Raw genomic sequence first — 22,802 nt, 5'->3', positions numbered from 1 at the left:
AAGGTGCGGGCCCCGGCTCGCGTGATGCGCGTCCCGGAATTAGGCGGGAACGATGTTCTCCGCCTGCGGGCCCTTCTGGCCCTGCGTGACGTCGAAGGAGACCTTCTGGCCCTCCTGCAGCTCACGGAAGCCAGAGGTGGCGATGTTGGAGTAGTGGGCGAAGACGTCGGCGCCGCCGCCGTCCTGCTCGATGAAGCCGAAGCCCTTTTCGCTGTTGAACCACTTCACGGTGCCAGTAGCCATGTCATTTCTCCTTGGATAGGTGTGGCTCCCATCCGGAAATGACCGGAAAAACAAAACGCGCCTGAGAGAGAATCCTTTCAGGCGCACAAGTTAATGGGTACCAAAAACGTTTCGCTATGAACCCTAGCACACGAAGTGGCGGGGCTGCCGTGACGCGCACGACGGCCCCGCCCGACCGGCGGGAGTTGCGTCAGGACAGCGGGCCCGTCACCGGTTCCACGGCCGCGACCAGGCCTCCGGCGCGTACGAAGGCGTCCGCCGCGGCGAGGTCCGGGGCGAGGAAACGATCCGGCCCGGGGCCCGCCACTCCGGCGGCCCGGACGGCGGCGATGGCGGCCCGCGAGGCCGGCGCGGGCGTGAGTCCGGCACGCAGCTCGACGGCGCGCGTGGCGGCGTACAGCTCGATGGCGACGATCCGGGTCAGGTTGTCGACGGCGGTGCGGAGCTTGCGGGCGGCCGACCAGCCCATCGAGACGTGGTCCTCCTGCATCGCGGAGGACGGGATCGAGTCGGCGGAGGCCGGTACGGCGAGCCGCTTCATCTCGCTGACCAGGGCGGCCTGCGTGTACTGGGCGATCATCAGGCCCGAGTCGACGCCCGCGTCGTCCGCGAGGAAGGGCGGCAGCCCGTGCGAGCGGTTCTTGTCGAGGAGCCGGTCGGTGCGGCGTTCGGCGATGGAACCGAGGTCGGCCGCGACGATGGCGAGGAAGTCCAGCACGTACGCGACCGGGGCGCCGTGGAAGTTGCCGTTCGACTCGACGCGCCCGTCGGGCAGGACGACCGGGTTGTCGACGGCGGAGGCCAGTTCGCGGTCGGCGACCAGCCGGGCGTGGGCCATGGTGTCGCGCCCGGCACCGGCGACCTGCGGGGCGCAGCGCACGGAGTACGCGTCCTGCACGCGCGGCGCGTCGTCCTGGTGATGGCCGGTCAGCTCCGAACCCTTCAGCACGGCCAGCATGTTGGCGGCGCTGACGCTCTGGCCGGGGTGCGGCCGGATGGCGTGCAGTTCGGGCGCGAGGACCCTGTCGGTCCCGAGGAGCGCCTCCAGGCTGAGGGCGGCCGTGATGTCGGCGGACTTGTAGAGGGTGTCGAGGTCGGCGAGGGCCATGATCAGCATGCCGAGCATGCCGTCGGTGCCGTTGAGGAGGGCCAGCCCCTCCTTCTCCCTCAGCTCGACGGGTTCGATGCCGTGCTCGGCGAGCAGTTCACCGGCGGGGCGGACCACACCGTCGGGACCCTCGGCGTCCCCCTCCCCCATCAGGGTCAGGGCGCAGTGGGAGAGCGGGGCGAGGTCGCCGGAGCAGCCGAGCGAGCCGAACTCGTGGACGACCGGGGTGATTCCGGCGTTGAGGACGTCGGCCATGGTCTGCGCGACGGACGGGCGCACCCCGGTCCGGCCGGAGCAGACGGTCTTCAGCCGCAGGAACATCAGCGCCCGGACGACCTCGCGTTCGACGCGCGGCCCCATCCCGGCGGCGTGCGAGCGCACGATGTTGCGCTGCAACTGTGCCCGCAGCTCCGGGCTGATGTGCCGGCTCGCGAGGGCTCCGAAGCCGGTGGAGACCCCGTAGACGGGTTCGGGTTTGGCGGCCAGCGCCTCGACGATCTCGCGGGCCGCGGCGAGCGCCGCCACCGCCTCGCCGGAGAGCTCGACCCGGGCGCCGCCGCGCGCCACGGCCAGCACGTCGGACGCGGTGACCCCGCTCGTCCCCACCACCACAGAGTGCATATCCATATTCAGGAGCGTACGCAGTGAATGCGATGGTGTCACTAGTGGATACCGGGTTGGGTCCTTACATCTGCGTCACACCGGGGCCCGCGCGCGGCCTACCGCCGGCCCCGGAACCGCCGCCGCTCGACCGCCGCGGGCGGGGGCGCGTCGGCGAGGCGTACGACGGGATCGTCGGGGCCCTCACGCCCGGCGACGACGGGCTTCGTGGCACGTACGGCCTTGGCGCGGTACTGGGCCGCGTCGGCGAGGCGGAAGAGGCGGCGGGCCGAGCGGACGGGCCCGAGGGGATCCCCCGTCGAGGCGATCCCGCACGCGACCCCCTCGCCCAGTTCCAGCTCGCCGGCCCGGCGGCACAGCTCCTCGGCGACACGGACCACCTCGTCGGCGGCGGGGCCCACCGCGACCAGGCAGAACTCGTCACCGCCGAGGCGGGCGGCGAGCGTGCCGGGCAGCATCGCGCCGCACAGGGACAGCACCGACCCGAAGCGCTCCAGGAGCCGGTCGCCGACGGCGTGGCCCCGGGTGTCGTTGACGCGCTTGAGCCCGTTCAGGTCGCACACGACGAGACTCACGACCACACCCTGCGCGCGGTGGCACTCGATGGCCTCCTCCAGCCGCATGTCCACGGCCCGGCGGTTGGCGAGACCGGTGAGCGCGTCGGTGAAGGCGAGCCGCCGCGCCTCCTCCAGCCGTTCGGTCTGCGCGATCCCGGCGGCGACCACGGAGGCGAGGACGGTCGCGAAGTCGGCGTCGGCGCGGTCGAAGACGGGCGCACCGGCCGACCGGGCGACATACAGCTCGCCCCAGGCGCGCCCGTGCAGCACGATCGGCGCGACGACACAGCAGCCGCGTCCGCGCCGCCGCAGCGCGGCGACCCTCTGATGGCAGTACTCGGCGCTCCCGGCGGCCGGACCCTCCGCCGTCTCGACCCAGGCGTTGGGCTCGCCGCCGCCCACCCAGCGCTCGTGCAGGAACTCGGTGATCTCGGGGAACTGATGGACGGGGTACGTCTCCGACTCCGGGAACTCCTCCTCGTCCGGGGCCCGCTCCCCCGTGTTCACCAGGACCCGCAGCCGTCCCAGCTGCCGCTCCCACACGGACAGCGCGGCGAAGTTCCCGCCCAGCGCCCGGCGGGCCCCGTCCGCCGCCGCACTCCAGGACTCACGCGGGGCGTGCGCGGCGGCCATGCCCTGCGCCAGCGCCACCACGGCCCTCAGTCGCACATCGTCACCACCCATTACCCTAGGTTAGGTAGGTTTGTACGACTATGAGAGGTCGACGCGGCGAACAGGGGTTTCCTCACGGACGGCCCACTGGGATGATCGACCCGGAAGTTAACCCACGTTAACCGGGGAGCATCGACATGACGGAGCAGGACGGCAACGGGCCCGACCAGGCGGACCGGGCGGACCGGGCCGACCAGGACTCGCCGCGACGGTTCGGGGAGTACGTGGCGGTGCGGCGCCCTGCCCCGTACGTCGCGGAACTCTCCCTGGACCGCCCCAAGGCCATGAACGCCGTGTCGTCCGGGATGGCCCGCTCGATCGCCGCGGCCTGCGAGGCGCTGGCCGCCGACCGGGACGTACGCGTGGTGGTGCTGACCTCGACGCACGAGCGGGCGTTCTGCGTCGGCGCCGACCTCAAGGAGCGCAACTCCCTCACGGACGCCGAACTGGTCCGTCAGCGGCCCGTCGCGCGGGCGGCGTACACCGGGGTGCTGGAGCTGCCGATGCCGACCGTGGCCGCCGTGCACGGGTTCGCGCTGGGCGGCGGGTTCGAACTGGCGCTGGCCTGCGACCTCATCGTGGCGGACGGCACGGCCGTGGTGGGCCTGCCCGAGGTGTCGGTCGGAGTCATCCCCGGCGGCGGCGGTACGCAGCTGCTGCCGCGCCGGGTGGGCGCCGCGCGGGCCGCCGAGCTGATCTTCACCGCTCGGCGGGTGGCGGCCGTTGAGGCGCGGGAACTGGGGCTGGTCGACGTCCTGGTCGACGACGGCGAGGACCGGACGGAAGCGTTGGCGCTGGCCGCGCGTATCGCCGGGAACTCGCCCGTGGGGCTCCGGGCCGCGAAGCGGGCGCTGCGGCTCGGACACGGGCTCGATCTCCGGGCCGGCCTGGAGATCGAGGATGCGGCGTGGCGGTCGGTGGCGTTCTCCGGGGACCGGGTGGAGGGGGTGGCGGCGTTCGCGGAGAAGCGCCGCCCGGTATGGCCCGGGGAGTAACCACCGCGCTCCCCGCCCACTGACCCGGGAGCTCCGCCCCCGACCCCCCTGTGTCCTCAAACGCCGGACGGGCTGCCGGGGTTCGTCCGCGGGCCCGGTGGGGGCTGGCCGCGCAGTTCCCCGCGCCCCTAAAAGGCGGGGCTGCGCCCCGGCCCATGGAGTTGCCCGCGGGCCCGGTGGGGGTTGCTCGCGCCGTTCCCCGCGCCCCTATGACCGACGGGCCGCAGGATTTCGTCTGCGGGTCGGTGGGGGTCGGCCGCGCAGTTCCCCGCGCCCCCAGGAGGCGGGGCTGCGCCCCGGCCCATGGGGTCGTCCGCGGGTTCGGTGGGGGTTGCTCGCGCCGTTCCCCGCGCCCCTGAAATGCGGGGCTGCGCCCCGGCATTTCGGGGCGGCGGGCTGCCCGTCACCCCTCAGCCCGTCCGCTGTTTTTCAGCCCGTCCGGCGTTTGAGGACGAGCGCGTAGCGCGATCAGGGGGCGAGGGGGCGCAGCCCCCATGCAGTGACGGGAAGGGTAGGGGCGGCGGGGGCGAGGAAACCCGTTCGGGTGACGCGTCGGTGCAGATCGTCCGCAACCCCGCACGCGTGCATAACCTGCGCACCGGGGGAGGGATCAGCATGACGACCACCGCAGCAACGACGGACCCAACAACCACAGCGGCAGCGCCCCGCGGACGCCACCGCAAACCCCGCCCCCACCGCACCCTCCTCACGGTCAGCGGCCTCGCCCTGGCAGCAGGCGCGCTGGGCATGCTGCGGCTGGCGGCGGTCCCCACCCCGTCGGAGGCGCACGGCGCACGCGCGGAGGCGACGGCCCTGGATCCGACCGCGTCCACGACCCCCGAGGCCCCGTCGGCCGGACCGCCGACGACCGCGTCCCACTCCGTCACGACCCGTACGCCCCGCACGCCCCCGAAGCCGGCGCGATCGAACCCACCGAGCCCGACAGCATCGGCACCGGCACCCGCACGGGCGCAGGCGCAGGCACGGACAACCGCCCCGACGCCCGTCCACCCCTCGCCCACATCCACATCCACGCCCACCCGCCCCATCACCATCGAGACGCCCCCGGCACGCGTGGCAACCCCCGCAACCCGCACACCGACGCCCCCACCCCCGGGCCCGCCCGACGCCATCTGCGTACCGATCGTGGGCCTGTGCCTCGACAGCGACGGCACATAGGTGAGGAGGACCGGCGGGAGCTCTCAGCCCCGCCGGCTCATCAGCCAGGGCTCGACGACGCCGAGGCCACGGACCGCCCGCTGCCACATCGGCTGGATTCCGAAGCGGTACGCCGGCGGCTCCTCGCCCTCCTTCTCCGCGGCGACGGCCTCCTCGACGGCCACGGCCTCGGAGGCGGGCGCGTCGCCCGTCCGGATGAGTTCCTCCGCGAACGCCCCGTCGACCAGGACTGCGTCCTTGGGAGCTATCGACGTCAGCCGCGACGCGAGGTTCACGGTCGTGCCGAACACATCGCCCATGCGTGTCGTCACCGTGCCGAACGCGATGCCCACCCGCAGTTCGGGCATCGTCTCGTCGTTGGCCATCGTCTCGATGAGGCGCAGCGCGATCTCGGCGGCGATCCCCGCGTCGTCGGCCGCGTACAGCACCTCGTCGCCCAGGGTCTTGATGAGCCGTCCCCCGTGGGCGGCGACGAGGTCGGCGGCGGTGGTCTCGAAGGCCTCGACGAGTTCGCCGAGCTCCTCCTCCTCCATGCGCCGTGTCAGGCGGGTGAAGCCGACGAGGTCGGCGAAGCCGACGGCCAGGCGCCGGTCGACCATCTCCTCGTCGTCCGCGGCCTGCACGACCCGCCCGGTCGCGGCGGCGAGCTGGCGCCGCCAGACGTAGATCAGGAACTCCTCCAGCTCGGGCAGCAGCAGCTCGATCAGGGGGTACGTGACCTCGGTGCGCGTCATGCCCGGCTCGGGCGGCTCGGTGAGGCCCTCCAGGAACGAGTCGATCTGCCATTCGGCCAGCCGGGCCGTGGTCTGGCCGGTGGAACGGGCCACCTGCACCGCCATCGCCTCGCTGAGCAGCCCCGCCTCGACGAGTCCGGCCAGCCGTCGCAGGGCCAGTACGTCCGCCTCGGTCAGCGCCTTGGCCTGGCCGATGTCGGCGAAGCCCATGGCCCGCCAGAAACGGGAGGCCAGTTCCATGGAGACACCCGCGCTGCGGGCCGCCTGGAAGGGGGTGTAGCGGCGCTCGGCGCCGAGGATGAGCTGTTCGAGCCGGAGCGCGAGCGGGTCGTCGTCGGACTCGGCGCCGGGCTGGTCGGTCCGGCCGTCCGGCCCGCCCGTCCGGCTGTTCTGCACGTCGGTGCGGCTGTCCCGCACATCCGCCCGGCCGTTCTGCACGTCGGTCCGGCCGTCCTGCGCGTCCACTGGGTCCTGTTCCTCTTCCTCCACGCGCGCGTGGAGCTCGGCGCGGTCGACCCGCGCGGCCGCCGTGTCGGCGACAGACCCGGCGGCACGCCCCGGCTCCCCTTCGGAGGCGGGGTCACCCGTGCCCGAACCGCTGTCGTCGACCGTCACGCCTGATGCCCTTCCGATCTGCCGCGGTCAGGTATCGACCGGCCTCAACTCTACGGCAGGTGTGCTGTGGCTCACTCCCGACTGCCGAGGCCGGACGGCCCATGACCCACTCCGTCCCCGTACGTCCGGCGGCCCGCTCCCGGCCCGCCCCCTGTCGTACGGCCAGGGTGCGCCCCTTGCTCACCACCGGCACGAACAGGCACGCCACGCGGGGAGCGCACGGAACGCCCCGCGTACCCCGCTGGGCGCGTCCGTCACTCGCTTCCCGGGGATCCCGCCGATCCCGCCGGGCGCAGGTGCACGATGTCCCCGGCGCCCACGGGCTGCTGCACCCCTTCCGCGGTGGCGAGCACCAGCCGTCCGTCGCCGTCGAGGGCGACCGCCTCGCCGGTGATCGAGGTGTTCCCGGGCAGTTCGGCCCGTACCTCCCGGCCGAGCGTCGCGCAGCCTGCCGCGTAGGTGTCCTGGAGGCCGGACGCGGCGGGGTCGCCTCCCACACTCCGCCACTTCTCGAACCATTGTTCGAGCGAGCGGAGGACGGTCCGCAGGATGGTGTCCCGGTCGGTGGTCGCCGCGCCCGCGAGGGCGAGCGATCCGGCGCCGGGCACGGGCAGCTCGTCGGCGCGGAGGGTGACGTTGATGCCGATGCCGACGACGACCGCGTCGTCCCCTGCGCGTTCGGCGAGGATGCCGCCGACCTTGCGTTCGTCGCCCTCCACCGTCACGAGCAGGTCGTTGGGCCACTTCAGGGCCGTGTCCACGCCGGCCGACCGCGAGAGCCCCGTCGCCATCGCGACCCCCGCGAGGAGCGGCAGCCAGCCCCACCGCTCGACGGGAACGCCGGTGGGCTTCAGCAGCACGGAGAAGAAGAGGCCCGAGCGGGCGGGCGCCGTCCACCGCCGGTCCAGGCGCCCCCGTCCGGCATCCTGCTCCTCGGCGATCAGGACCGTGCCCTCCGCGGCCTTGCCTGCCACGGCGAGGGCGACGAGGTCGGAGTTGGTGGAGCCGGTACGGGCCACCACCTGGACGTCGGACCAGAGCCCTCCGCGCCCTCCGTCGCGCACGAGCGCGCGGCGCAGCGCCACGGCGTTGAGCGGCGGACGCTCCAGGTCGGACCACCGATTGCTGTGCGCGTTGCTGTTCGCGTCTGAGTCATCTCGCGGCGTCATGCAACCCACCCTAGGTGTGGTAAACGCCGCACTGCCGAACGGTAGGCACGCCACTACGCTACGGATGAGTAGCCAACCCCCCTTCTGAGCACCTCACCCTCACGTCCCCACTGAGCAGGCAGGGAGCCGCATCCCGATGTCCGAGCCGGAACAGCAGCACGAGATCGACATCCACACCACCGCGGGCAAGCTCGCGGATCTGCGGCGCCGCATCGACGAGGCGACGCACGCCGGCTCGGCACGCGCCGTCGAAAAGCAGCACGCCAAGGGCAAGTTGACGGCCCGTGAGCGGATCGAGCTGCTGATGGACGAGAACTCCTTCGTCGAGTTCGACGAGTTCGCGCAGCACCGCTCGACGGACTTCGGGCTGGAGGACAACCGCCCGTACGGGGACGGGGTGGTGACCGGTTACGGCACGGTGGACGGCCGTCCGGTGGCCGTGTTCTCGCAGGACTTCACGGTCTTCGGCGGCGCCCTCGGCGAGGTCTTCGGCCAGAAGATCATGAAGGCGATGGACTTCGCGCTGAAGACCGGCTGTCCGGTCATCGGCATCAACGACTCCGGCGGCGCCCGCATCCAGGAGGGCGTGGCGGCGCTCGGCATGTACGGCGAGATCTTCCGCCGCAACACGCACGCCTCGGGTGTGATCCCGCAGATCAGCCTGGTCGTCGGCCCGTGCGCGGGCGGCGCGGTCTACTCCCCCGCCATCACCGACTTCACGGTGATGGTCGACCAGACCTCGCACATGTTCATCACCGGCCCCGACGTCATCAAGACGGTCACCGGCGAGGACGTCGGCTTCGAGGAGCTGGGCGGCGCGCGCACGCACAACGCGGTGTCGGGCGTGGCCCACCACATGGCGGGCGACGAGAAGGACGCGATCGAGTACGTCAAGTCGCTGCTGTCCTACCTGCCGTCGAACAACCTCAGCGAGCCGCCCGCCTTCCCCGAGGAGGCGGACCTGGCGACGACGGACGAGGACCGTGAGCTGGACACGCTGATCCCGGACAGCGCGAACCAGCCGTACGACATGCACACGGTGATCGAACACGTCCTGGACGACGCCGAGTTCTTCGAGACGCAGCCGCTGTTCGCGCCGAACATCCTCACCGGCTTCGGCCGCGTCGAGGGGCAGCCGGTGGGCATCGTCGCCAACCAGCCGATGCAGTTCGCGGGCTGCCTGGACATCGACGCGAGCGAGAAGGCGGCCCGCTTCGTGCGCACCTGCGACGCCTTCAACGTCCCCGTCCTCACCTTCGTGGACGTCCCCGGCTTCCTCCCGGGCGTCGACCAGGAGCACACCGGCATCATCCGCCGCGGCGCCAAACTGATCTACGCGTACGCCGAGGCCACCGTCCCCCTCATCACGGTGATCACCCGCAAGGCCTTCGGCGGCGCCTACGACGTCATGGGCTCCAAGCACCTGGGCGCGGACCTCAACCTCGCCTGGCCGACGGCCCAGATCGCCGTGATGGGCGCGCAGGGCGCGGTGAACATCCTGCACCGGCGCGCCATCGCGGCCACCCCCGCCGACGAGCAGGAAGCCACCCGGGCCCGGCTGATCCAGGAGTACGAGGACGCGCTCCTCAACCCGTACACGGCGGCCGAGCGCGGTTACATCGACGCCGTGGTCCTGCCCTCGGACACCCGCGCCCACGTCGTACGCGGTCTGCGGGCCCTGCGCACCAAGCGGGAGTCCCTGCCGCCGAAGAAGCACGGCAACATCCCCCTCTAGCCAGTACGCCGGTCGTCGAGAACGGGAGCGGTCTCATGAACATCAAGGTCGTACGGGGCAACCCGACCCCCGAGGAGCTGGCCGCCGCCCTGGCGGTGGTCAGAGCACGCGCCGCGGCGGCGGAGACACCCCCGCCCGGCGCGGCACGGCGCAGGGACGCCTGGTCGGACCCGTCCCGAGTGGCCCAGACCCGCCTCCCGTCCCCGGGCCCGCAGTCCTGGTCCCACACCTTCTGGCCCCGGTAGAGCCCCGTAAGGGGCGCGGGGAACTGCGCGACCAGCCACGACGCACCCGCGGTCAAAGAACCACCCCCACGGCTTCGGCCATCACCTCGTACCCGAGATCATTCGGGTGCAGGTGATCGCCGAAGTCGTACACCCCACGCAGCGCATCGGGCGCCGCGGGATCGGCGAGCGCCCGATGGAGATCGACCACGACGTCGTACTCCCCCGAGCAACGAACCCATTCGTTGAACTCGTGGCTCACCTTCGCCGCCCGCTCCCCCCAGTGATCGGACCCCGCGAAGGGCAGCAGCGTCGCCCCGACCACCCGCAGGCCCCGCCGCCGCGCCTGCCGTATCAACTCCCGGTGCCCCGCGACCAGTTCACCCGCCTCGACCAGCGGCGCGGGCCGGTAGGTGGGCTCCGCCGCCCCCTCGCTGAACCCGATGTCGTTGAGCCCGAGCAGTACGACGAGGGTGTCGACGCCGGCCTGGGAGAGCACGTCCCGTTCCAGCCGGTGGACGCCCTTCTCCCCGTACCAGGCCGAGTCGTTGAGCAGCAGGTTCCCGCCGATGCCGGCGTTGAGCACGGGCCGCCCGGTGCGCGCGGCGAGGGCGTCGGACCATCTGCGGTTCGCACCGGGCGTGGACCCGAACCCGTCGGTGATCGAGTCGCCGAAGAGCGCCACGCCGTCCGTGCGCCCGGCAGAGACGTCGACCGCGGTCAGGAAGTACCAGGACTCGCTGACCTCGTCGAAGCCCGCGCCCCCGGTGTCCGCCAGGAGGTCGCCGGCGCCGCGGTAGCTGGTCGCGAAGGCCTGCGCGTGGAAGGTGGCGGGCCCGGTGACGGCGTCGAGGTGCAGGGTGACGGTGACGGACTCCCCGGCGGCCACGGCGAACTCGGCCGCGTCGCCGACGGTCTCCCCGCGCGCCGGGATCTCGACGGACGCGGCCCCGCCGAAGGCGAGCCGCACCGGCTCGGCCAGTACGGCGGCACCGGCACCCGTACCGACACCGGCGGCCGTACGGGCGAGGGTCGCGCCCGCGATCCGCAGCGGCGAGGTCCCGTACGCGTTCGAGAGGCGGATGCGGACGCGGTCGCCGCCCGCGGAGAGGCGGACGACCTGCCGCAGCGACTGGCGCCAGAAGCCCTCCTGCGACCAGTTGGGGGTGAAGCCGGTGCTGGGCGACTGCGGAGAAGCGGTCCAGGCGGTGGTGAACACAGCGGTTCCCTCCAGTTCCTCAGGGGACTCCCCAACCCCTAATGGGATTGCAGTCCCTTTAGTGACGCCGGGAACGGTAGCAGGAGTCGACCCCCTAATGGAACCAGCGACCCTTTTGGTCAAGATGAGTACGCGTACTCAGGCGTCCGGAGCCGTGCCGGAGTCACGATCGGAGACATGCTGTGGTCCGACCCGGAGAACGAACCGCCGAAGGAGCTGCGCGACATGCAGGACATGTTGCGGCGGCTCGGCGTTCTGATGGCGCTGGCCGTGGTGTTCGCGATGATCATCCTCGGCCTCATGTGAAACCGGCCGGCAGGCTCTCGCTACGCTGACCGCATGACTGATCAGCCACGCCGCAGGCTCGTTCTCGCCTCCCAGTCCCCCGCCCGGCTCGGACTGCTGCGGCAGGCCGGACTCGACCCCGAGGTCATCGTCAGCGGGGTCGACGAGGACGCCGTGAGCGCCCCGACCCCCGCCGAACTGGCACTCGCCCTCGCCGAGGCGAAGGCATCCGTGGTCGCGGCCCGGCCCGAGGTCGCCGGCGCCCTGGTGATCGGCTGCGACTCGGTGCTCGAACTGGACGGCGTGGCGTACGGCAAGCCGGCCGACGCCGAGGAGGCGACCGCGCGCTGGAAGTCGATGCGCGGCCGGGCGGGCATCCTGCAGACCGGCCACTGCGTGTGGGACACGGCGGCCGGCCGTCACACCTCGGGGGTCGCGTCCACCGTCGTCCGCTTCGGCGAGCCGACGGACGCCGAGATCGCCGCGTACGTCGCCTCGGGCGAGCCGCTGCACGTGGCCGGCGCGTTCACACTGGACGGCCGCTCGGCCCCGTTCGTCGACGGCATCGACGGCGACCACGGCAACGTCATCGGACTCTCGCTGCCGCTGGTACGCCGCCTGCTGGCCGAACTGGGCGTCGGCATCACGGACTTGTGGACCCCGCGCGAGAACTAGGACTCACTGGGGCAGGTAGGGGGCGGTTCAGGGACGGGCCGGGAGACGGCTCAGGAGACGGAAGGCGCCGGGGGCGGAGGCAGCACACCGTCCCCGGAACCGCCGGCACTCCCGGGGCTCCCCGGACCCTCGTGCGGTCCGGCGTCCGGCCCCGCGTCCGGCTTCGCGTCGGGCCTCGTGGCCTCCAGACGGTCGTACGTCATGAAGATGAGCACGATCAGACCCAGTACGACCATCATGAAGGCGAACGCGCCCCAGCCCACCAGGCCGACCGTGAACGCGCCGAGCAGGGCGTGCACCACCGCCGCGCTGATCAGCAGGATGCGGCCGATGCCCGCGGGCGCGCGGTCGCGCAGGCCGACGCGCAGCGCGGTGAAGCCGCAGAGCGCGAAGTAGAGGCCGAAGACCAGCCCGGCGACCTTCGACGACGTGGACATCACGTCCGGGTCGAGCCCCGCCAGGGACATGTCCTGCCGGTCGACGACGACCCCCATGAACCAGTTGACCCACGCGATGCCCACCGCCTCCACGAAGAGCACGATCGCGGTCACCCATGCCACCGGTCTGCGGACCACCGGCCCCCACCCACTTTCGACTTCCGCCCGAGCAGGGCCGCTGTTACCTCAAGTATCCGTACGCCAGCGAGCACGCTACTAACGAGTAAACCCAGGGACAAGGGATCTGCGGAGGGCAAAGAATCGTTGGGCCATTCGTAGGGTCTCCACAAAGAAACCGAGTGGCGCGCAGCACGGACTCACAGAGACCTTGGCCACACCGGAGAGCTAGGGTTCAAGGCAAGCCCCCTGCGTACCGAGGTGGGGCAAGGGAAAACGCGGGCGAGCAAGCCTTGTATCACGCTCCGTGTGGGCAAGCTCACCATCGGGGACGGGTCGAAACGACGTGTCGGCAGTCCCTAAACTCGGCTTGTTTCAAGGAGAGGGAGCCAACGTGCGCAAGGTGTTGATCGCCAACCGTGGCGAAATCGCTGTTCGTGTCGCCCGGGCGTGCCGAGACGCCGGCATCGCGAGCGTGGCGGTGTACGCCGAGCCGGACCGGGACGCACTGCATGTGCGTGCCGCGGACGAGGCGTTCGCGCTGGGCGGTGACACCCCCGCGAGCAGTTACCTCGACTTCGCCAAGGTGCTGCAGGCCGCCAAGGACTCCGGGGTGGACGCGATCCATCCCGGATACGGCTTCCTCTCGGAGAACGCCGACTTCGCCCAGGCCGTCCTGGACGCGGGCCTGACCTGGATCGGCCCGCCGCCGCACGCGATCCGCGACCTCGGTGACAAGGTCGCGGCCCGGCACATCGCGCAGCGCGCGGGCGCTCCGCTGGTCGCCGGTACGCCGGACCCGGTGCCCGGCGCGGACGAGGTCGTCGCCTTCGCCCGGGAGCACGGTCTGCCCATCGCGATCAAGGCGGCCTTCGGTGGTGGCGGTCGCGGTCTGAAGGTGGCCCGCACCCTCGAAGAGATCCCCGAGCTGTTCGACTCCGCGGTGCGCGAGGCCGTCGCCGCCTTCGGCCGCGGCGAGTGCTTCGTGGAGCGCTACCTCGACAAGCCGCGGCACGTGGAGACCCAGTGCCTGGCCGACTCCCACGGCAACGTGGTGGTCGTCTCCACCCGTGACTGCTCCCTGCAGCGCCGCCACCAGAAGCTGGTCGAGGAGGCGCCCGCGCCGTTCCTCTCCGACGCCCAGGTGGCCGAGCTGTACGCGTCCTCCAAGGCGATCCTCAAGGAGGCCGGGTACGTCGGCGCCGGGACCGTCGAGTTCCTGGTCGGCGCGGACGGCACGATCTCCTTCCTGGAGGTCAACACCCGTCTGCAGGTCGAGCACCCGGTCACCGAGGAGGTCTCCGGCATCGACCTGGTCCGTGAGATGTTCCGGATCGCCGACGGCGAGGAGCTGGGCTACGACGACCCGCCGCTGCGCGGCCATTCCTTCGAGTTCCGCATCAACGGCGAGGACCCGGGCCGCGGCTTCCTGCCGGCCCCCGGCACCGTGACCGCCTTCGCCCCGCCGTCGGGCCCCGGTGTCCGCCTGGACGCGGGCGTGGAGTCCGGCTCGGTCATCGGCCCGGCGTGGGACTCGCTGCTCGCCAAGCTGATCGTCACCGGCGCCACCCGCGAGCAGGCCCTCCAGCGGGCCGCGCGCGCCCTGGAGGAGTTCACCGTGGAGGGCATGGCCACGGCCATCCCCTTCCACCGCGCGGTGGTCGCCGACCCCGCCTTCGCCCCCGAGCTGACCGGCTCCGCGGACCCCTTCACGGTCCACACCCGCTGGATCGAGACCGAGTTCGTCAACGAGATCCCGGCCTTCACCGCTCCCGCGGACGCCGACACGGATGACGAGCCGGGCCGTGAGACGGTCGTCGTCGAGGTCGGCGGCAAGCGCCTCGAAGTCTCCCTGCCGGTCTCGCTGGGCATGTCCCTGGCCCGTACGGGACTCGCGGCGGGCGCCAAGCCCAAGCGGCGCGCGGCCAAGAAGTCCGGCCCCGCCGCCTCCGGCGACACCCTCGCCTCGCCCATGCAGGGCACCATCGTGAAGGTGGCCGTCGAGGAGGGCCAGGAGGTCAAGGAGGGCGACCTGATCGTGGTCCTGGAGGCCATGAAGATGGAACAGCCCCTGAACGCCCACCGCTCGGGCACCATCAAGGCCCTGGCGGCAGAGGTGGGCGCGTCCCTCACCTCGGGCGCGGTGATCTGCGAAATCAAGGACTGACCCAAGCCGTCACACTGACGGGGCGCGCCTCACGTGGCGCGCCCCGTCAGTGCTTTCCGGGGCACGTCCCCACACGGCCGGCAGCACCCCGTGCTTTCCAGGGGCGCGGGGAACTGCGCGACCGGCCACATGCGGCCCGCGGCACCCGGCCGGTGGTCATGGGGCAGACGGAAAGGGTTCGGGGTCGGCCCATCGCCGCCCGAAGGACCGAGGAGAGGGTAGGTAGGACACATGGCCAACCCCCCGGCAGGGATGCGCGCCGACGCCCGCAGAAACCACGACCGCCTCATCACGGAGGCACGAACCACGTTCGCGCAACACGGCGCCGACGCCTCACTGGAGGACGTGGCGAAACGCGCGGGCGTAGGCATCGGCACCCTCTACCGCCACTTCCCCAACCGCCACGCCCTGCTGAACGCGGTCTTCGCGGACGCGGTCAGCGACCTGCTGACCCGCTCACGCGAACTCCTCGACGCCCCGAACCCGTGCACGGCGCTCGTGGAATGGCTGCGCGCCGTCATCACTCATGCGAGTGAGTACCGCGGACTGTCACGCGCGCTCATGTCGGCTTCGCACGACGACGCGTCGGCGCTCGCACAGTGCAGCGGCCCGATGCGTGAGGCGGGCAGCGCCCTCCTCACACGCGCGCAGAACGCAGGCTCCGTACGCACCGGTGTCGCCATCGGTGATCTGCTCCAGCTGACCAACGCGATCGCGCTGGCCGCCGAAGAGACCCCGGGCGACCCGGAGTTGGCCGACCGCATGCTGGCGCTGACGCTGCGGGGCCTCAAGGCCTGACCTTCTGACGTACGGACTGGACCGCCGTCCGTCAGCCACGACTCCGTTGTCAGCGTCTGCTGTCAGCGTCTGCGCATGTCGGCGACCCGCGCCCGCTCGCTCTGGGCCTGATCGCCCAGCACCGCCGCGGCGCTGCGCAACTGCGGTCCCGCACCGGGGACCTGACCGCGTCGGGGGCCGGGCAGCGGCACGTCCCGGCGTGGCGGCTGGCGCCCCGCCGGGACCGTATCGCCGCCCGAACCACCCGCTCCCGCCACCGCGATCTGTACGCCCTGATCAGCAAGGGCCTGCAGTTCGGTGGCCGCGCGGTCATCCTGGGCCGGTGGCTCGTCCGTGACCAGGCGGGTGATCACATCGGTCGGCACCGTCTGGAACATCGTGTCGGCGCCGAGCTTGGTGTGATCGGCCAGGACGACGACCTCGGCGGCCGCCTGGACGAGCGCGCGGTCGACCGAGGCCGACAGCATGTTGGAGGTGGACAGGCCGCGTTCGGCGGTGAGCCCGCTTCCCGACAGGAAGGCCCGGGAGACCCGCAGCCCCTGGAGGGACTGTTCGGCCCCGCTGCCGACCAGGGCGTAGTTGGAACCGCGCAGGGTGCCGCCGGTCATGACGACTTCCACCCGGTTGGCATGGGCCAGCGCCTGGGCCACCAGCAGGGAATTGGTGACGACGGTCAGCCCCGGCACCCGCGCGAGCCGGCGAGCCAGCTCCTGCGTGGTGGTTCCCGCCCCCACCACAATGGCCTCGCCCTCTTCGACGAGACCCGCGGCGAGGTCGGCGATGGCCGTCTTCTCTGCGGTCGCGAGATGAGATTTCTGCGGAAAGCCGGACTCCCGCGTGAACCCGCCCGGCAATACCGCACCGCCATGTCGGCGGTCGAGGAGTCCTTCTGCCTCCAGTGCGCGCACGTCCCGCCGTACGGTCACTTCGGAGGTCTGGACGACGCGGGCGAGCTCACGGAGCGACACGGCTCCATTTGCTCGCACCATTTCGAGGATCAATTGACGACGTTCTGCAGCGAACACGAAACTGACAGTAACCCCAACGACCGTCTGCTTTCAGCAGTTTGCGCCGAATAACAGAAGTTGTTCGCATGGCAGTACCCGGAGTGGTATACGCGCCTAATCCGGGCGCCTATGCCGCACGAATGGTCGGCGACTCCCCGTGACCAGAGGGACGCCCGATCCACGTGACCAGCAAAAACCGTTCGCGGCACCGGTTTCCGTGCCGCGGGGCCCGGCTCGCGGACCCCGCGCCGGCCGTCGGTGCTCAGCCCTCGCCCGTGGACTTCCGGGTGTGCAGCTGACGGGCCACCTCGGCGATGGAGCCCGACAGGGACGGATACACCGTGAAGGCCTTCGCGATCTGCTCGACGGTCAGGTTGTTGTCGACCGCGAGCGAGATCGGGTGGATGAGTTCCGAGGCGCGCGGCGCGACGACCACACCGCCGACGACGATTCCGGTGCCCGGACGGCAGAAGATCTTCACGAAGCCGTCCCGGATGCCCTGCATCTTGGCGCGCGGGTTGCGCAGCAGGGGCAGCTTCACGACGCGGGCGTCGATGACGCCGCCGTCGACGTCCGACTGCGAGTAGCCGACGGTGGCGATCTCGGGGTCGGTGAAGACGTTCGACGAGACCGTCTTCAGATTGAGCGGCGCGACCGCGTCGCCGAGGAAGTGGTACATCGCGATACGGCCCTGCATGGCGGCCACGGAGGCGAGCGCGAAGATCCCGGTGACGTCACCGGCCGCGTACACGCCGGGGGCCGTGGTCCTGGAGACCTTGTCGGTCCAGATGTGCCCGGACTCCTGGACCTTGACCCCGGCCTCCTCCAGGCCCATGCCGTCGCTGTTGGGGATCGCGCCGACGGCCATCAGACAGTGCGAGCCGGTGATGACGCGGCCGTCGGCGAGCGTCACCTCGACCCGGTCGCCCACCCGCTTGGCGGACGCGGCGCGCGAGCGGGCCATGACGTTCATGCCGCGCCGCCGGAACACGTCCTCCAGGACGGCCGCCGCGTCCGGGTCCTCGCCCGGCAGCACGCGGTCGCGGCTGGAGACGAGCGTGACCCGGGAGCCGAGGGCCTGGTAGGCGCCGGCGAACTCGGCGCCGGTGACACCGGAGCCGACCACGATGAGCTCCTCGGGGAGCTCGTCGAGGTCGTAGACCTGCGTCCAGTTCAGGATGCGCTCGCCGTCGGGCTGCGCGTCGGCCAGTTCGCGGGGGTGCCCGCCGGTGGCGATGAGCACGGCGTCGGCGACGAGCGTCTCCTCGCTGCCGTCCGCGGCCCGTACGACGACCTTGCGCGAGCCGTCCAGGCCCTGCATGCCCTCCAGCCGGCCGCGACCGCGCAGCACCCGCGCCCCGGCACGCGTCACGGAGGCCGTGATGTCGTGGGACTGGGCGAGCGCGAGGCGCTTCACCCGGCGGTTGACCTTGCCGAGGTCCACGCCGACGACGCGCGCGGGCTGGTCGATGTGCGGGGTGTCGTCGGCGACGATGATCCCCAGTTCCTCGTACGAGGAGTCGAAGGTGGTCATCACCTCGGCCGTCGCGATGAGGGTCTTGGACGGCACGCAGTCGGTGAGCACCGACGCACCGCCCAGGCCGTCGCAGTCGACGACGGTCACCTCCGCGCCGAGCTGCGCTGCCACCAGGGCCGCTTCGTATCCGCCGGGTCCGCCGCCAATGATCACGATCCGAGTCACGTACTCCATTGTCCCGCACGCTTCAAGGTGCTTCCGCACGGGGGCGCTGTCCGGGTGTCGCGGGCGGACGATCGGGGTGGCACGGGTGTGCGATACGGGGCCGCGGTTACGGGAGAGTCACATGGGTTCGCTGCCGTACCCTCGGTCCCATGTCGCTCTACGCCGCGTACGCCGGCAATCTCGACCCGCGGCTCATGACGCGCCGCGCACCCCATTCGCCGCTGCGCGCCACGGGGTGGCTCAACGGCTGGCGGCTGACGTTCGGCGGCGAGCACATGGGCTGGGAGGGCGCGCTGGCGACGATCGTCGAGGCCCCGCGCTCGCAGGTCTTCGTCGCCCTCTACGACATCGCTCCCCCGGACGAGGAGTCCCTGGACCGCTGGGAGGGTGTCGGCCTCGACATCTACCGGCGGATGCGCGTACGGATCCACACGCTGGAGGGCGAGGAGTCGGCGTGGCTGTACGTCCTCAACGGTTACGAGGGAGGGCTCCCCTCGGCCCGCTACCTCGGCGAGCTGGCCGACGCGGCGGAGTCGGCGGGCGCCCCGCACGACTACGTGATGGAACTGCGCAAGCGCCCCTGCTGACCCTCGGGACACGTCCCGGAACATGCCGTCGGCGGGTTTCGTCGGAAACGACAAGACAACGATCGCAAACCCGTGACCATCAACATCTACGCGCGTAGGCCGCGAGCGGCTACCCTCATGCGCGTGAACGCATCTCTTCTTCCGGACGACATCCAGGGCGACCCGTACGCCGCCGCCGACGCCGCCGCCGCGCGCCTGCGGGAACTCTCGGGCGCCGAGACCCACGACGTCGCCCTCGTGATGGGCTCCGGCTGGGCGCCGGCCGTGGACGCCCTCGGCGCTCCCGAAGCCGAGTTCCGGGTCACCGATCTGCCCGGCTTCCCGCCGCCGGCGGTCGAGGGGCACGGCGGCACGGTCCGCTCCTACCAGATCGGCGACAAGCGGGCGCTGGTCTTCCTGGGCCGCACCCACTACTACGAGGGCCGCGGCGTCGCCGCCGTCGCGCACGGCGTCCGGACGGCCGTGGCCGCCGGCTGCAAGACCATCGTGCTGACCAACGGCTGCGGTGGGCTGCGCGAGGGCATGCGGCCCGGGCAGCCGGTCCTCATCAGCGACCACATCAACCTGACGGCGACGTCCCCGATCGTCGGCGCGAACTTCGTCGACCTGACGGATCTGTACTCGCCGCGACTGCGGGCGCTGTGCAAGGAGATCGACGCGACGCTCGAAGAGGGCGTGTACGCGCAGTTCCCCGGCCCGCACTACGAGACGCCGGCGGAGATCCGGATGGCCCGCGTGATCGGCGCGGACCTGGTGGGCATGTCGACCACGCTCGAAGCGATCGCCGCGCGGGAGGCGGGGGCGGAGGTGCTCGGCATCTCGCTCGTCACCAACCTCGCCGCGGGGATGACGGGCGAGCCGCTGAACCACGAGGAGGTGCTCCAGGCGGGCCGCGACTCGGCGACGCACATGGGTTCACTCCTCACGCAGGTCCTGGCCCGGCTGTAGCCCTGTCCCCGGGGGCTGCGCCCCCGGACCCCCTGCCGCGCTGACGCGCTCGTCCTCGGACGCCGGACGGGCTGAAAGATCCGCGGCCGGCCCGAACGACGCCGAACGCGGCGCGCAAAGATTTCGCGACCCAGGCGCCATCGGATCGGCGGCGGGCCCGAAATGCCGGGGCGCAGCCCCGCATTTCAGGGGCGCGGGGAACGGCGCGAGCAACCCCCACCGGACCCGCGGACAAATCCATGGGCCGGGCGCGGGCAATGGCGCGACCGGCCCGCCGACAACCCCATCGGCCGGGGCGCAGCCCCGCCGCCGAGGGGCGCGGGGAACTGCGCGGCCCGCCCCCACCGGCCCGCGGACGAACCCCGACAGCCCGTCCGGCGTTCGAGGACCCGGGGACCCGGGGGCCCGAGGGCAGCGGCCCCCGAGGAAAACCGGGGTACACCACCACGTACAGACGACGAAAAGAGGTCGACCCTCGTGCAGGACGAACTCATCGCCCGGGCCACGGCATGGCTGGCCGAGGACCCCGACACGGACACCCGCGAGGAACTCGCCAAGCTCATCGACGCCGAGGACACCGCGGAACTGACCGCCCGCTTCTCCGGCACCCTCCAGTTCGGCACGGCAGGCCTCCGCGGCGAACTGGGCGCGGGCCCGATGCGGATGAACCGCGCGGTCGTCATCCGCGCCGCCGCCGGCCTCGCCGCGTACCTGAAGGCGAAGGGGCAGACGGACGGCCTCGTCGTCATCGGCTACGACGCCCGTCACAAGTCCGTCGACTTCGCCCGGGACACCGCCGCGGTGATGACGGGCGCGGGCCTGCGCGCCGCCGTGCTCCCCCGTCCCCTCCCCACGCCCGTACTCGCGTACGCCATAAGGCATCTGGGCGCGGTGGCGGGCGTCGAGGTGACGGCCAGCCACAACCCCCCGCGGGACAACGGCTACAAGGTGTATCTGGGAGACGGCTCCCAGATCGTGCCCCCGGCGGACGCCGAGATCGCCGCGGAGATCGCCGCGGTGGTGCGCCTCGCCGACGTCCCGCGCCCGGACTCCGGCTGGGAGACCCTCGACGAGGGCGTCCTGAACGCCTATCTGGAGCGCACGGACGCGGTCCTGGCCCCCGGCTCCCCGCGAACCGCCCGCACGGTCTACACGGCCCTGCACGGCGTCGGCACGGAGACCCTGCTCGCCGCGTTCGAACGGGCCGGCTTCCCCGCGCCCGTCCTCGTCGCCGAGCAGGCCCAGCCGGACCCCGACTTCCCGACCGTCGCCTTCCCCAACCCGGAGGAGCCCGGCGCGATGGACCTCGCCTTCGCGAAGGCCCGCGAGAGCGACCCGGACCTGATCATCGCGAACGACCCGGACGCGGACCGCTGCGCCGCGGCCGTCAAGGTCGGCGGGAGCGGTGACGGCGGCGGCGACTGGCGCATGCTGCGCGGCGACGAGGTCGGCGCGCTCCTCGCGGCGCACCTCGTGCGCCGGGGCGCGCGCGGCACCTTCGCGGAGTCGATCGTCTCGTCCTCGCTCCTCGGCCGCATCGCCGGGAAGGCGGGTCTGCCGTACGAGGAGACACTGACGGGCTTCAAGTGGATCGCCAGGGTGGAGGGCCTGCGGTACGGCTACGAGGAGGCGCTCGGCTACTGCGTCGACCCCGACGGCGTACGGGACAAGGACGGCATCACGGCGGCCCTCGCCATCACGGAGCTGGCCTCGGAGCTGAAGGCGGAGGGCCGCACGCTCCTCGACCTGCTGGACGACCTCGCCGTCGAGCACGGGCTGCACGCCACGGACCAGCTGGCGGTCCGGGTGGACGACCTCTCCGTCATCTCCGACGCGATGCGCCGGCTGCGCGAACAGCCGCCCACGCATCTCGCGGGCCTGTCCGTCACCAGGACCGAGGACCTCGCCCTGGGGACGGACCTGCTGCCGCCCACGGACGGTCTGCGCTACACGCTGGACGGCGCCCGTGTCATCGTCCGGCCCAGCGGTACGGAGCCGAAGCTGAAGTGCTACCTGGAGGTCGTGGTGCCGGTGGGCACCCACGACGGCCTCCCGGCGGCGCACGCGAAGGCGGCGGAGCTGCTGGCGGAGATCAAGCGGGACCTGTCGGCCGCCGCGGGTATCTGAAGGGCCTGACGGACCGGCGCCACCGGAAGTGCCGGTCCGTCACGCCTTCACCTCCTCAGAGCCCGTACCGGCTCTTCAGGTGGCGCCAGAAGTCGCGGAACATCCACTTGTCGAACTCGGTGATCTGTGTGGCGCTGCCCGCGTTCATGAGGAAGCAGCACTGGCCCGTCGGCGTCCAGTCGTAGAAGTCGTCGAGGCCGAAGGTGTGGCCGACCTCGTGCAGATAGATGTGGATGTCCTCCTGGGACAGCGCGCCGGTGAAGTACTCCTGGCCGACGCGCTGGCCCCAGTCGCCGCCCGCGCCGCCCCCGAAGCCCTTGGTCAGCCAGAGGGACTGATCGTAGTGGCGGGCCGCGCCGCCCGGACACTTCGTGTAGTTGCCGTCCTGGTGGAAGAACCGGCCGCAGTCGGGCGCGCACTGCGGGGCGCCGCCGCTGTCGAGGTTTCCGGCGTAGACGTCGACGGAGTTGTCGGTCCACTGGAGGGTGGAGCGGTTCTTGACCGCCCAGCCGACGACGTTGACGGGCACGCTGGTGTACGGCCAGGCGTTGTGGCCGGTGCCGTTGTCCAGCATGGCCGCCGTCCACTTGCCGAACTGCTTCTTCAGGGCGGTGTGGATCTGGTCCCGCAGGGCTGTACTGACGGGCGCGTCCGACTCCCAGCGGACGCAGTAGTTGATGCTTCCCCGGTTGGCCATGACCTGGTCCCAGCCGTAGTTGCGGAAGCCGTAGAGGTCGGGGTAGGTCGTCGAGACGTGGTTCCACACCTCGTTGAGCGGCTGCACCAGGTTCGCGGGCGGGTTCCACTGGTCGGCGGCCTTCGCCGGGGCGGCCCGCGTGAGGGGCGAGGCGGCCAGCGCGATGAGCGCGACGAGGACGGTG

Annotated in this window: 21 protein-coding genes; 11 read left to right on the top strand and 10 right to left on the bottom strand. The window is 71.9% G+C overall.

Translation table 11 applies throughout. From position 1 onward, the window contains the following. Nucleotides 1–39: 39 nt before the first annotated feature. The 3 genes from ACZ60E_RS38370 to ACZ60E_RS38360 form a co-directional block, all read right to left on the bottom strand. The gene (locus ACZ60E_RS38370) at nt 40–243 is read right to left on the bottom strand and encodes a cold-shock protein (protein WP_003969786.1); all 204 of its coding nucleotides are present in this window, start codon (nt 241–243) and stop codon (nt 40–42) included. Between the two features lie 190 nt (nt 244–433). Beyond that, entirely contained in the window at nt 434–1,972 is a 1,539-nt protein-coding gene (gene hutH / locus ACZ60E_RS38365; RefSeq protein ID WP_469446585.1) for a histidine ammonia-lyase, read from the bottom strand. A gap of 98 nt (nt 1,973–2,070) precedes the next feature. Continuing rightward, nucleotides 2,071–3,213, bottom strand: a complete 1,143-nt coding sequence (locus ACZ60E_RS38360) for a GGDEF domain-containing protein (RefSeq protein ID WP_469446564.1) — start codon at nt 3,211–3,213, stop codon at nt 2,071–2,073. Between the two features lie 125 nt (nt 3,214–3,338). Here ACZ60E_RS38360 and ACZ60E_RS38355 point away from each other — a divergent pair, with 125 nt between their 5' ends. Continuing rightward, a complete protein-coding gene (locus tag ACZ60E_RS38355) occupies nt 3,339–4,196 on the top strand; it encodes an enoyl-CoA hydratase-related protein (RefSeq protein WP_469446562.1) in 858 nt (285 codons plus the stop codon). Nucleotides 4,197–4,811: 615 nt separating this feature from the next. Further along, entirely contained in the window at nt 4,812–5,375 is a 564-nt protein-coding gene (locus ACZ60E_RS38350) for a hypothetical protein (RefSeq protein ID WP_469446560.1), read from the top strand. A gap of 23 nt (nt 5,376–5,398) precedes the next feature. Here ACZ60E_RS38350 and ACZ60E_RS38345 read toward each other — a convergent pair whose 3' ends face one another. Together ACZ60E_RS38345 and ACZ60E_RS38340 are read right to left on the bottom strand one after the other, a co-directional pair. Continuing rightward, complete coding sequence (locus ACZ60E_RS38345; RefSeq protein ID WP_384800459.1) at nt 5,399–6,505, bottom strand: adenylate/guanylate cyclase domain-containing protein; 1,107 nt, start codon at nt 6,503–6,505, stop codon at nt 5,399–5,401. A gap of 473 nt (nt 6,506–6,978) precedes the next feature. Next, complete coding sequence (locus ACZ60E_RS38340) at nt 6,979–7,893, bottom strand: biotin--[acetyl-CoA-carboxylase] ligase (RefSeq protein WP_469446558.1); 915 nt, start codon at nt 7,891–7,893, stop codon at nt 6,979–6,981. Between the two features lie 136 nt (nt 7,894–8,029). Here ACZ60E_RS38340 and ACZ60E_RS38335 point away from each other — a divergent pair, with 136 nt between their 5' ends. Both ACZ60E_RS38335 and ACZ60E_RS38330 read left to right on the top strand, forming a co-directional pair. Continuing rightward, on the top strand, nt 8,030–9,628 hold the full coding sequence (locus ACZ60E_RS38335; protein WP_385833165.1) for an acyl-CoA carboxylase subunit beta: 1,599 nt from the start codon (nt 8,030–8,032) through the stop codon (nt 9,626–9,628). Between the two features lie 35 nt (nt 9,629–9,663). Continuing rightward, entirely contained in the window at nt 9,664–9,873 is a 210-nt protein-coding gene (locus ACZ60E_RS38330) for an acyl-CoA carboxylase epsilon subunit (protein WP_469446557.1), read from the top strand. A gap of 52 nt (nt 9,874–9,925) precedes the next feature. Here the strand turns inward: ACZ60E_RS38330 and ACZ60E_RS38325 are convergent, their stop codons facing one another. Then, on the bottom strand, nt 9,926–11,071 hold the full coding sequence (locus ACZ60E_RS38325) for an SGNH/GDSL hydrolase family protein (protein WP_469446556.1): 1,146 nt from the start codon (nt 11,069–11,071) through the stop codon (nt 9,926–9,928). A 177-nt stretch (nt 11,072–11,248) separates the two neighbouring features. Between ACZ60E_RS38325 and mmpB the strand changes: the two genes are divergently transcribed. After that, nucleotides 11,249–11,377: a morphogenic membrane protein MmpB gene (mmpB, locus tag ACZ60E_RS38320; protein WP_107020342.1), complete on the top strand. Its 129-nt coding sequence runs from the start codon at nt 11,249–11,251 to the stop codon at nt 11,375–11,377. A 33-nt stretch (nt 11,378–11,410) separates the two neighbouring features. Continuing rightward, nucleotides 11,411–12,031, top strand: a complete 621-nt coding sequence (locus ACZ60E_RS38315) for a Maf family protein (RefSeq protein WP_469446554.1) — start codon at nt 11,411–11,413, stop codon at nt 12,029–12,031. A gap of 50 nt (nt 12,032–12,081) precedes the next feature. Here ACZ60E_RS38315 and ACZ60E_RS38310 read toward each other — a convergent pair whose 3' ends face one another. After that, nucleotides 12,082–12,606, bottom strand: a complete 525-nt coding sequence (locus ACZ60E_RS38310; RefSeq protein WP_385833162.1) for a hypothetical protein — start codon at nt 12,604–12,606, stop codon at nt 12,082–12,084. A gap of 373 nt (nt 12,607–12,979) precedes the next feature. On the opposite strand from ACZ60E_RS38310, the gene ACZ60E_RS38305 reads away from it, so the two are divergent. After that, a complete protein-coding gene (locus ACZ60E_RS38305) occupies nt 12,980–14,752 on the top strand; it encodes an acetyl/propionyl/methylcrotonyl-CoA carboxylase subunit alpha (protein ID WP_469446551.1) in 1,773 nt (590 codons plus the stop codon). Between the two features lie 231 nt (nt 14,753–14,983). After that, a complete protein-coding gene (locus ACZ60E_RS38300; protein ID WP_384800053.1) occupies nt 14,984–15,550 on the top strand; it encodes a TetR/AcrR family transcriptional regulator in 567 nt (188 codons plus the stop codon). A 62-nt stretch (nt 15,551–15,612) separates the two neighbouring features. Here the strand turns inward: ACZ60E_RS38300 and ACZ60E_RS38295 are convergent, their stop codons facing one another. Then, nucleotides 15,613–16,575, bottom strand: a complete 963-nt coding sequence (locus ACZ60E_RS38295; protein ID WP_107020346.1) for a DeoR/GlpR family DNA-binding transcription regulator — start codon at nt 16,573–16,575, stop codon at nt 15,613–15,615. A gap of 244 nt (nt 16,576–16,819) precedes the next feature. After that, on the bottom strand, nt 16,820–18,268 hold the full coding sequence (locus tag ACZ60E_RS38290; protein ID WP_107020347.1) for an NAD(P)H-quinone dehydrogenase: 1,449 nt from the start codon (nt 18,266–18,268) through the stop codon (nt 16,820–16,822). 140 nt (nt 18,269–18,408) lie between these two features. Here ACZ60E_RS38290 and ACZ60E_RS38285 point away from each other — a divergent pair, with 140 nt between their 5' ends. From ACZ60E_RS38285 to ACZ60E_RS38275, 3 genes are all read left to right on the top strand, one after another. Further along, nucleotides 18,409–18,846 (top strand): gamma-glutamylcyclotransferase family protein, encoded by a 438-nt coding sequence (locus ACZ60E_RS38285; protein ID WP_107020348.1) that lies wholly within the window; start codon nt 18,409–18,411, stop codon nt 18,844–18,846. 123 nt (nt 18,847–18,969) lie between these two features. Further along, nucleotides 18,970–19,794, top strand: a complete 825-nt coding sequence (locus ACZ60E_RS38280; protein WP_384800058.1) for a purine-nucleoside phosphorylase — start codon at nt 18,970–18,972, stop codon at nt 19,792–19,794. Between the two features lie 477 nt (nt 19,795–20,271). Beyond that, nucleotides 20,272–21,921: a phospho-sugar mutase gene (locus tag ACZ60E_RS38275; RefSeq protein ID WP_469446548.1), complete on the top strand. Its 1,650-nt coding sequence runs from the start codon at nt 20,272–20,274 to the stop codon at nt 21,919–21,921. Between the two features lie 55 nt (nt 21,922–21,976). Here the strand turns inward: ACZ60E_RS38275 and ACZ60E_RS38270 are convergent, their stop codons facing one another. Beyond that, nucleotides 21,977–22,783, bottom strand: coding sequence for a hypothetical protein (locus ACZ60E_RS38270; protein ID WP_469446583.1), 807 nt, complete (start codon nt 22,781–22,783; stop codon nt 21,977–21,979). Between the last annotated feature and the right edge of the window lie 19 nt (nt 22,784–22,802).

It is taken from the genome of Streptomyces sp. NPDC102514 (assembly GCF_055584525.1).
The sequence above is the reverse complement of the archived record's forward strand: the minus strand, read 5'-3'. Positions and strand labels throughout refer to the sequence as shown.

Bases quoted from the DNA above. Each gene is read 5' to 3' on its own strand.
- ACZ60E_RS38370 (WP_003969786.1), bottom strand. From the start codon at position 243: ATGGCTACTGGCACCGTGAAGTGGTTCAACAGCGAAAAGGGCTTCGGC.
- hutH (WP_469446585.1), bottom strand. From the start codon at position 1,972: ATGCACTCTGTGGTGGTGGGGACGAGCGGGGTCACCGCGTCCGACGTG.
- ACZ60E_RS38360 (WP_469446564.1), bottom strand. From the start codon at position 3,213: ATGGGTGGTGACGATGTGCGACTGAGGGCCGTGGTGGCGCTGGCGCAG.
- ACZ60E_RS38355 (WP_469446562.1), top strand. From the start codon at position 3,339: ATGACGGAGCAGGACGGCAACGGGCCCGACCAGGCGGACCGGGCGGAC.
- ACZ60E_RS38350 (WP_469446560.1), top strand. From the start codon at position 4,812: ATGACGACCACCGCAGCAACGACGGACCCAACAACCACAGCGGCAGCG.
- ACZ60E_RS38340 (WP_469446558.1), bottom strand. From the start codon at position 7,893: ATGACGCCGCGAGATGACTCAGACGCGAACAGCAACGCGCACAGCAAT.
- ACZ60E_RS38335 (WP_385833165.1), top strand. From the start codon at position 8,030: ATGTCCGAGCCGGAACAGCAGCACGAGATCGACATCCACACCACCGCG.
- ACZ60E_RS38330 (WP_469446557.1), top strand. From the start codon at position 9,664: ATGAACATCAAGGTCGTACGGGGCAACCCGACCCCCGAGGAGCTGGCC.
- mmpB (WP_107020342.1), top strand. From the start codon at position 11,249: ATGCTGTGGTCCGACCCGGAGAACGAACCGCCGAAGGAGCTGCGCGAC.
- ACZ60E_RS38315 (WP_469446554.1), top strand. From the start codon at position 11,411: ATGACTGATCAGCCACGCCGCAGGCTCGTTCTCGCCTCCCAGTCCCCC.
- ACZ60E_RS38300 (WP_384800053.1), top strand. From the start codon at position 14,984: ATGGCCAACCCCCCGGCAGGGATGCGCGCCGACGCCCGCAGAAACCAC.
- ACZ60E_RS38290 (WP_107020347.1), bottom strand. From the start codon at position 18,268: ATGGAGTACGTGACTCGGATCGTGATCATTGGCGGCGGACCCGGCGGA.
- ACZ60E_RS38285 (WP_107020348.1), top strand. From the start codon at position 18,409: ATGTCGCTCTACGCCGCGTACGCCGGCAATCTCGACCCGCGGCTCATG.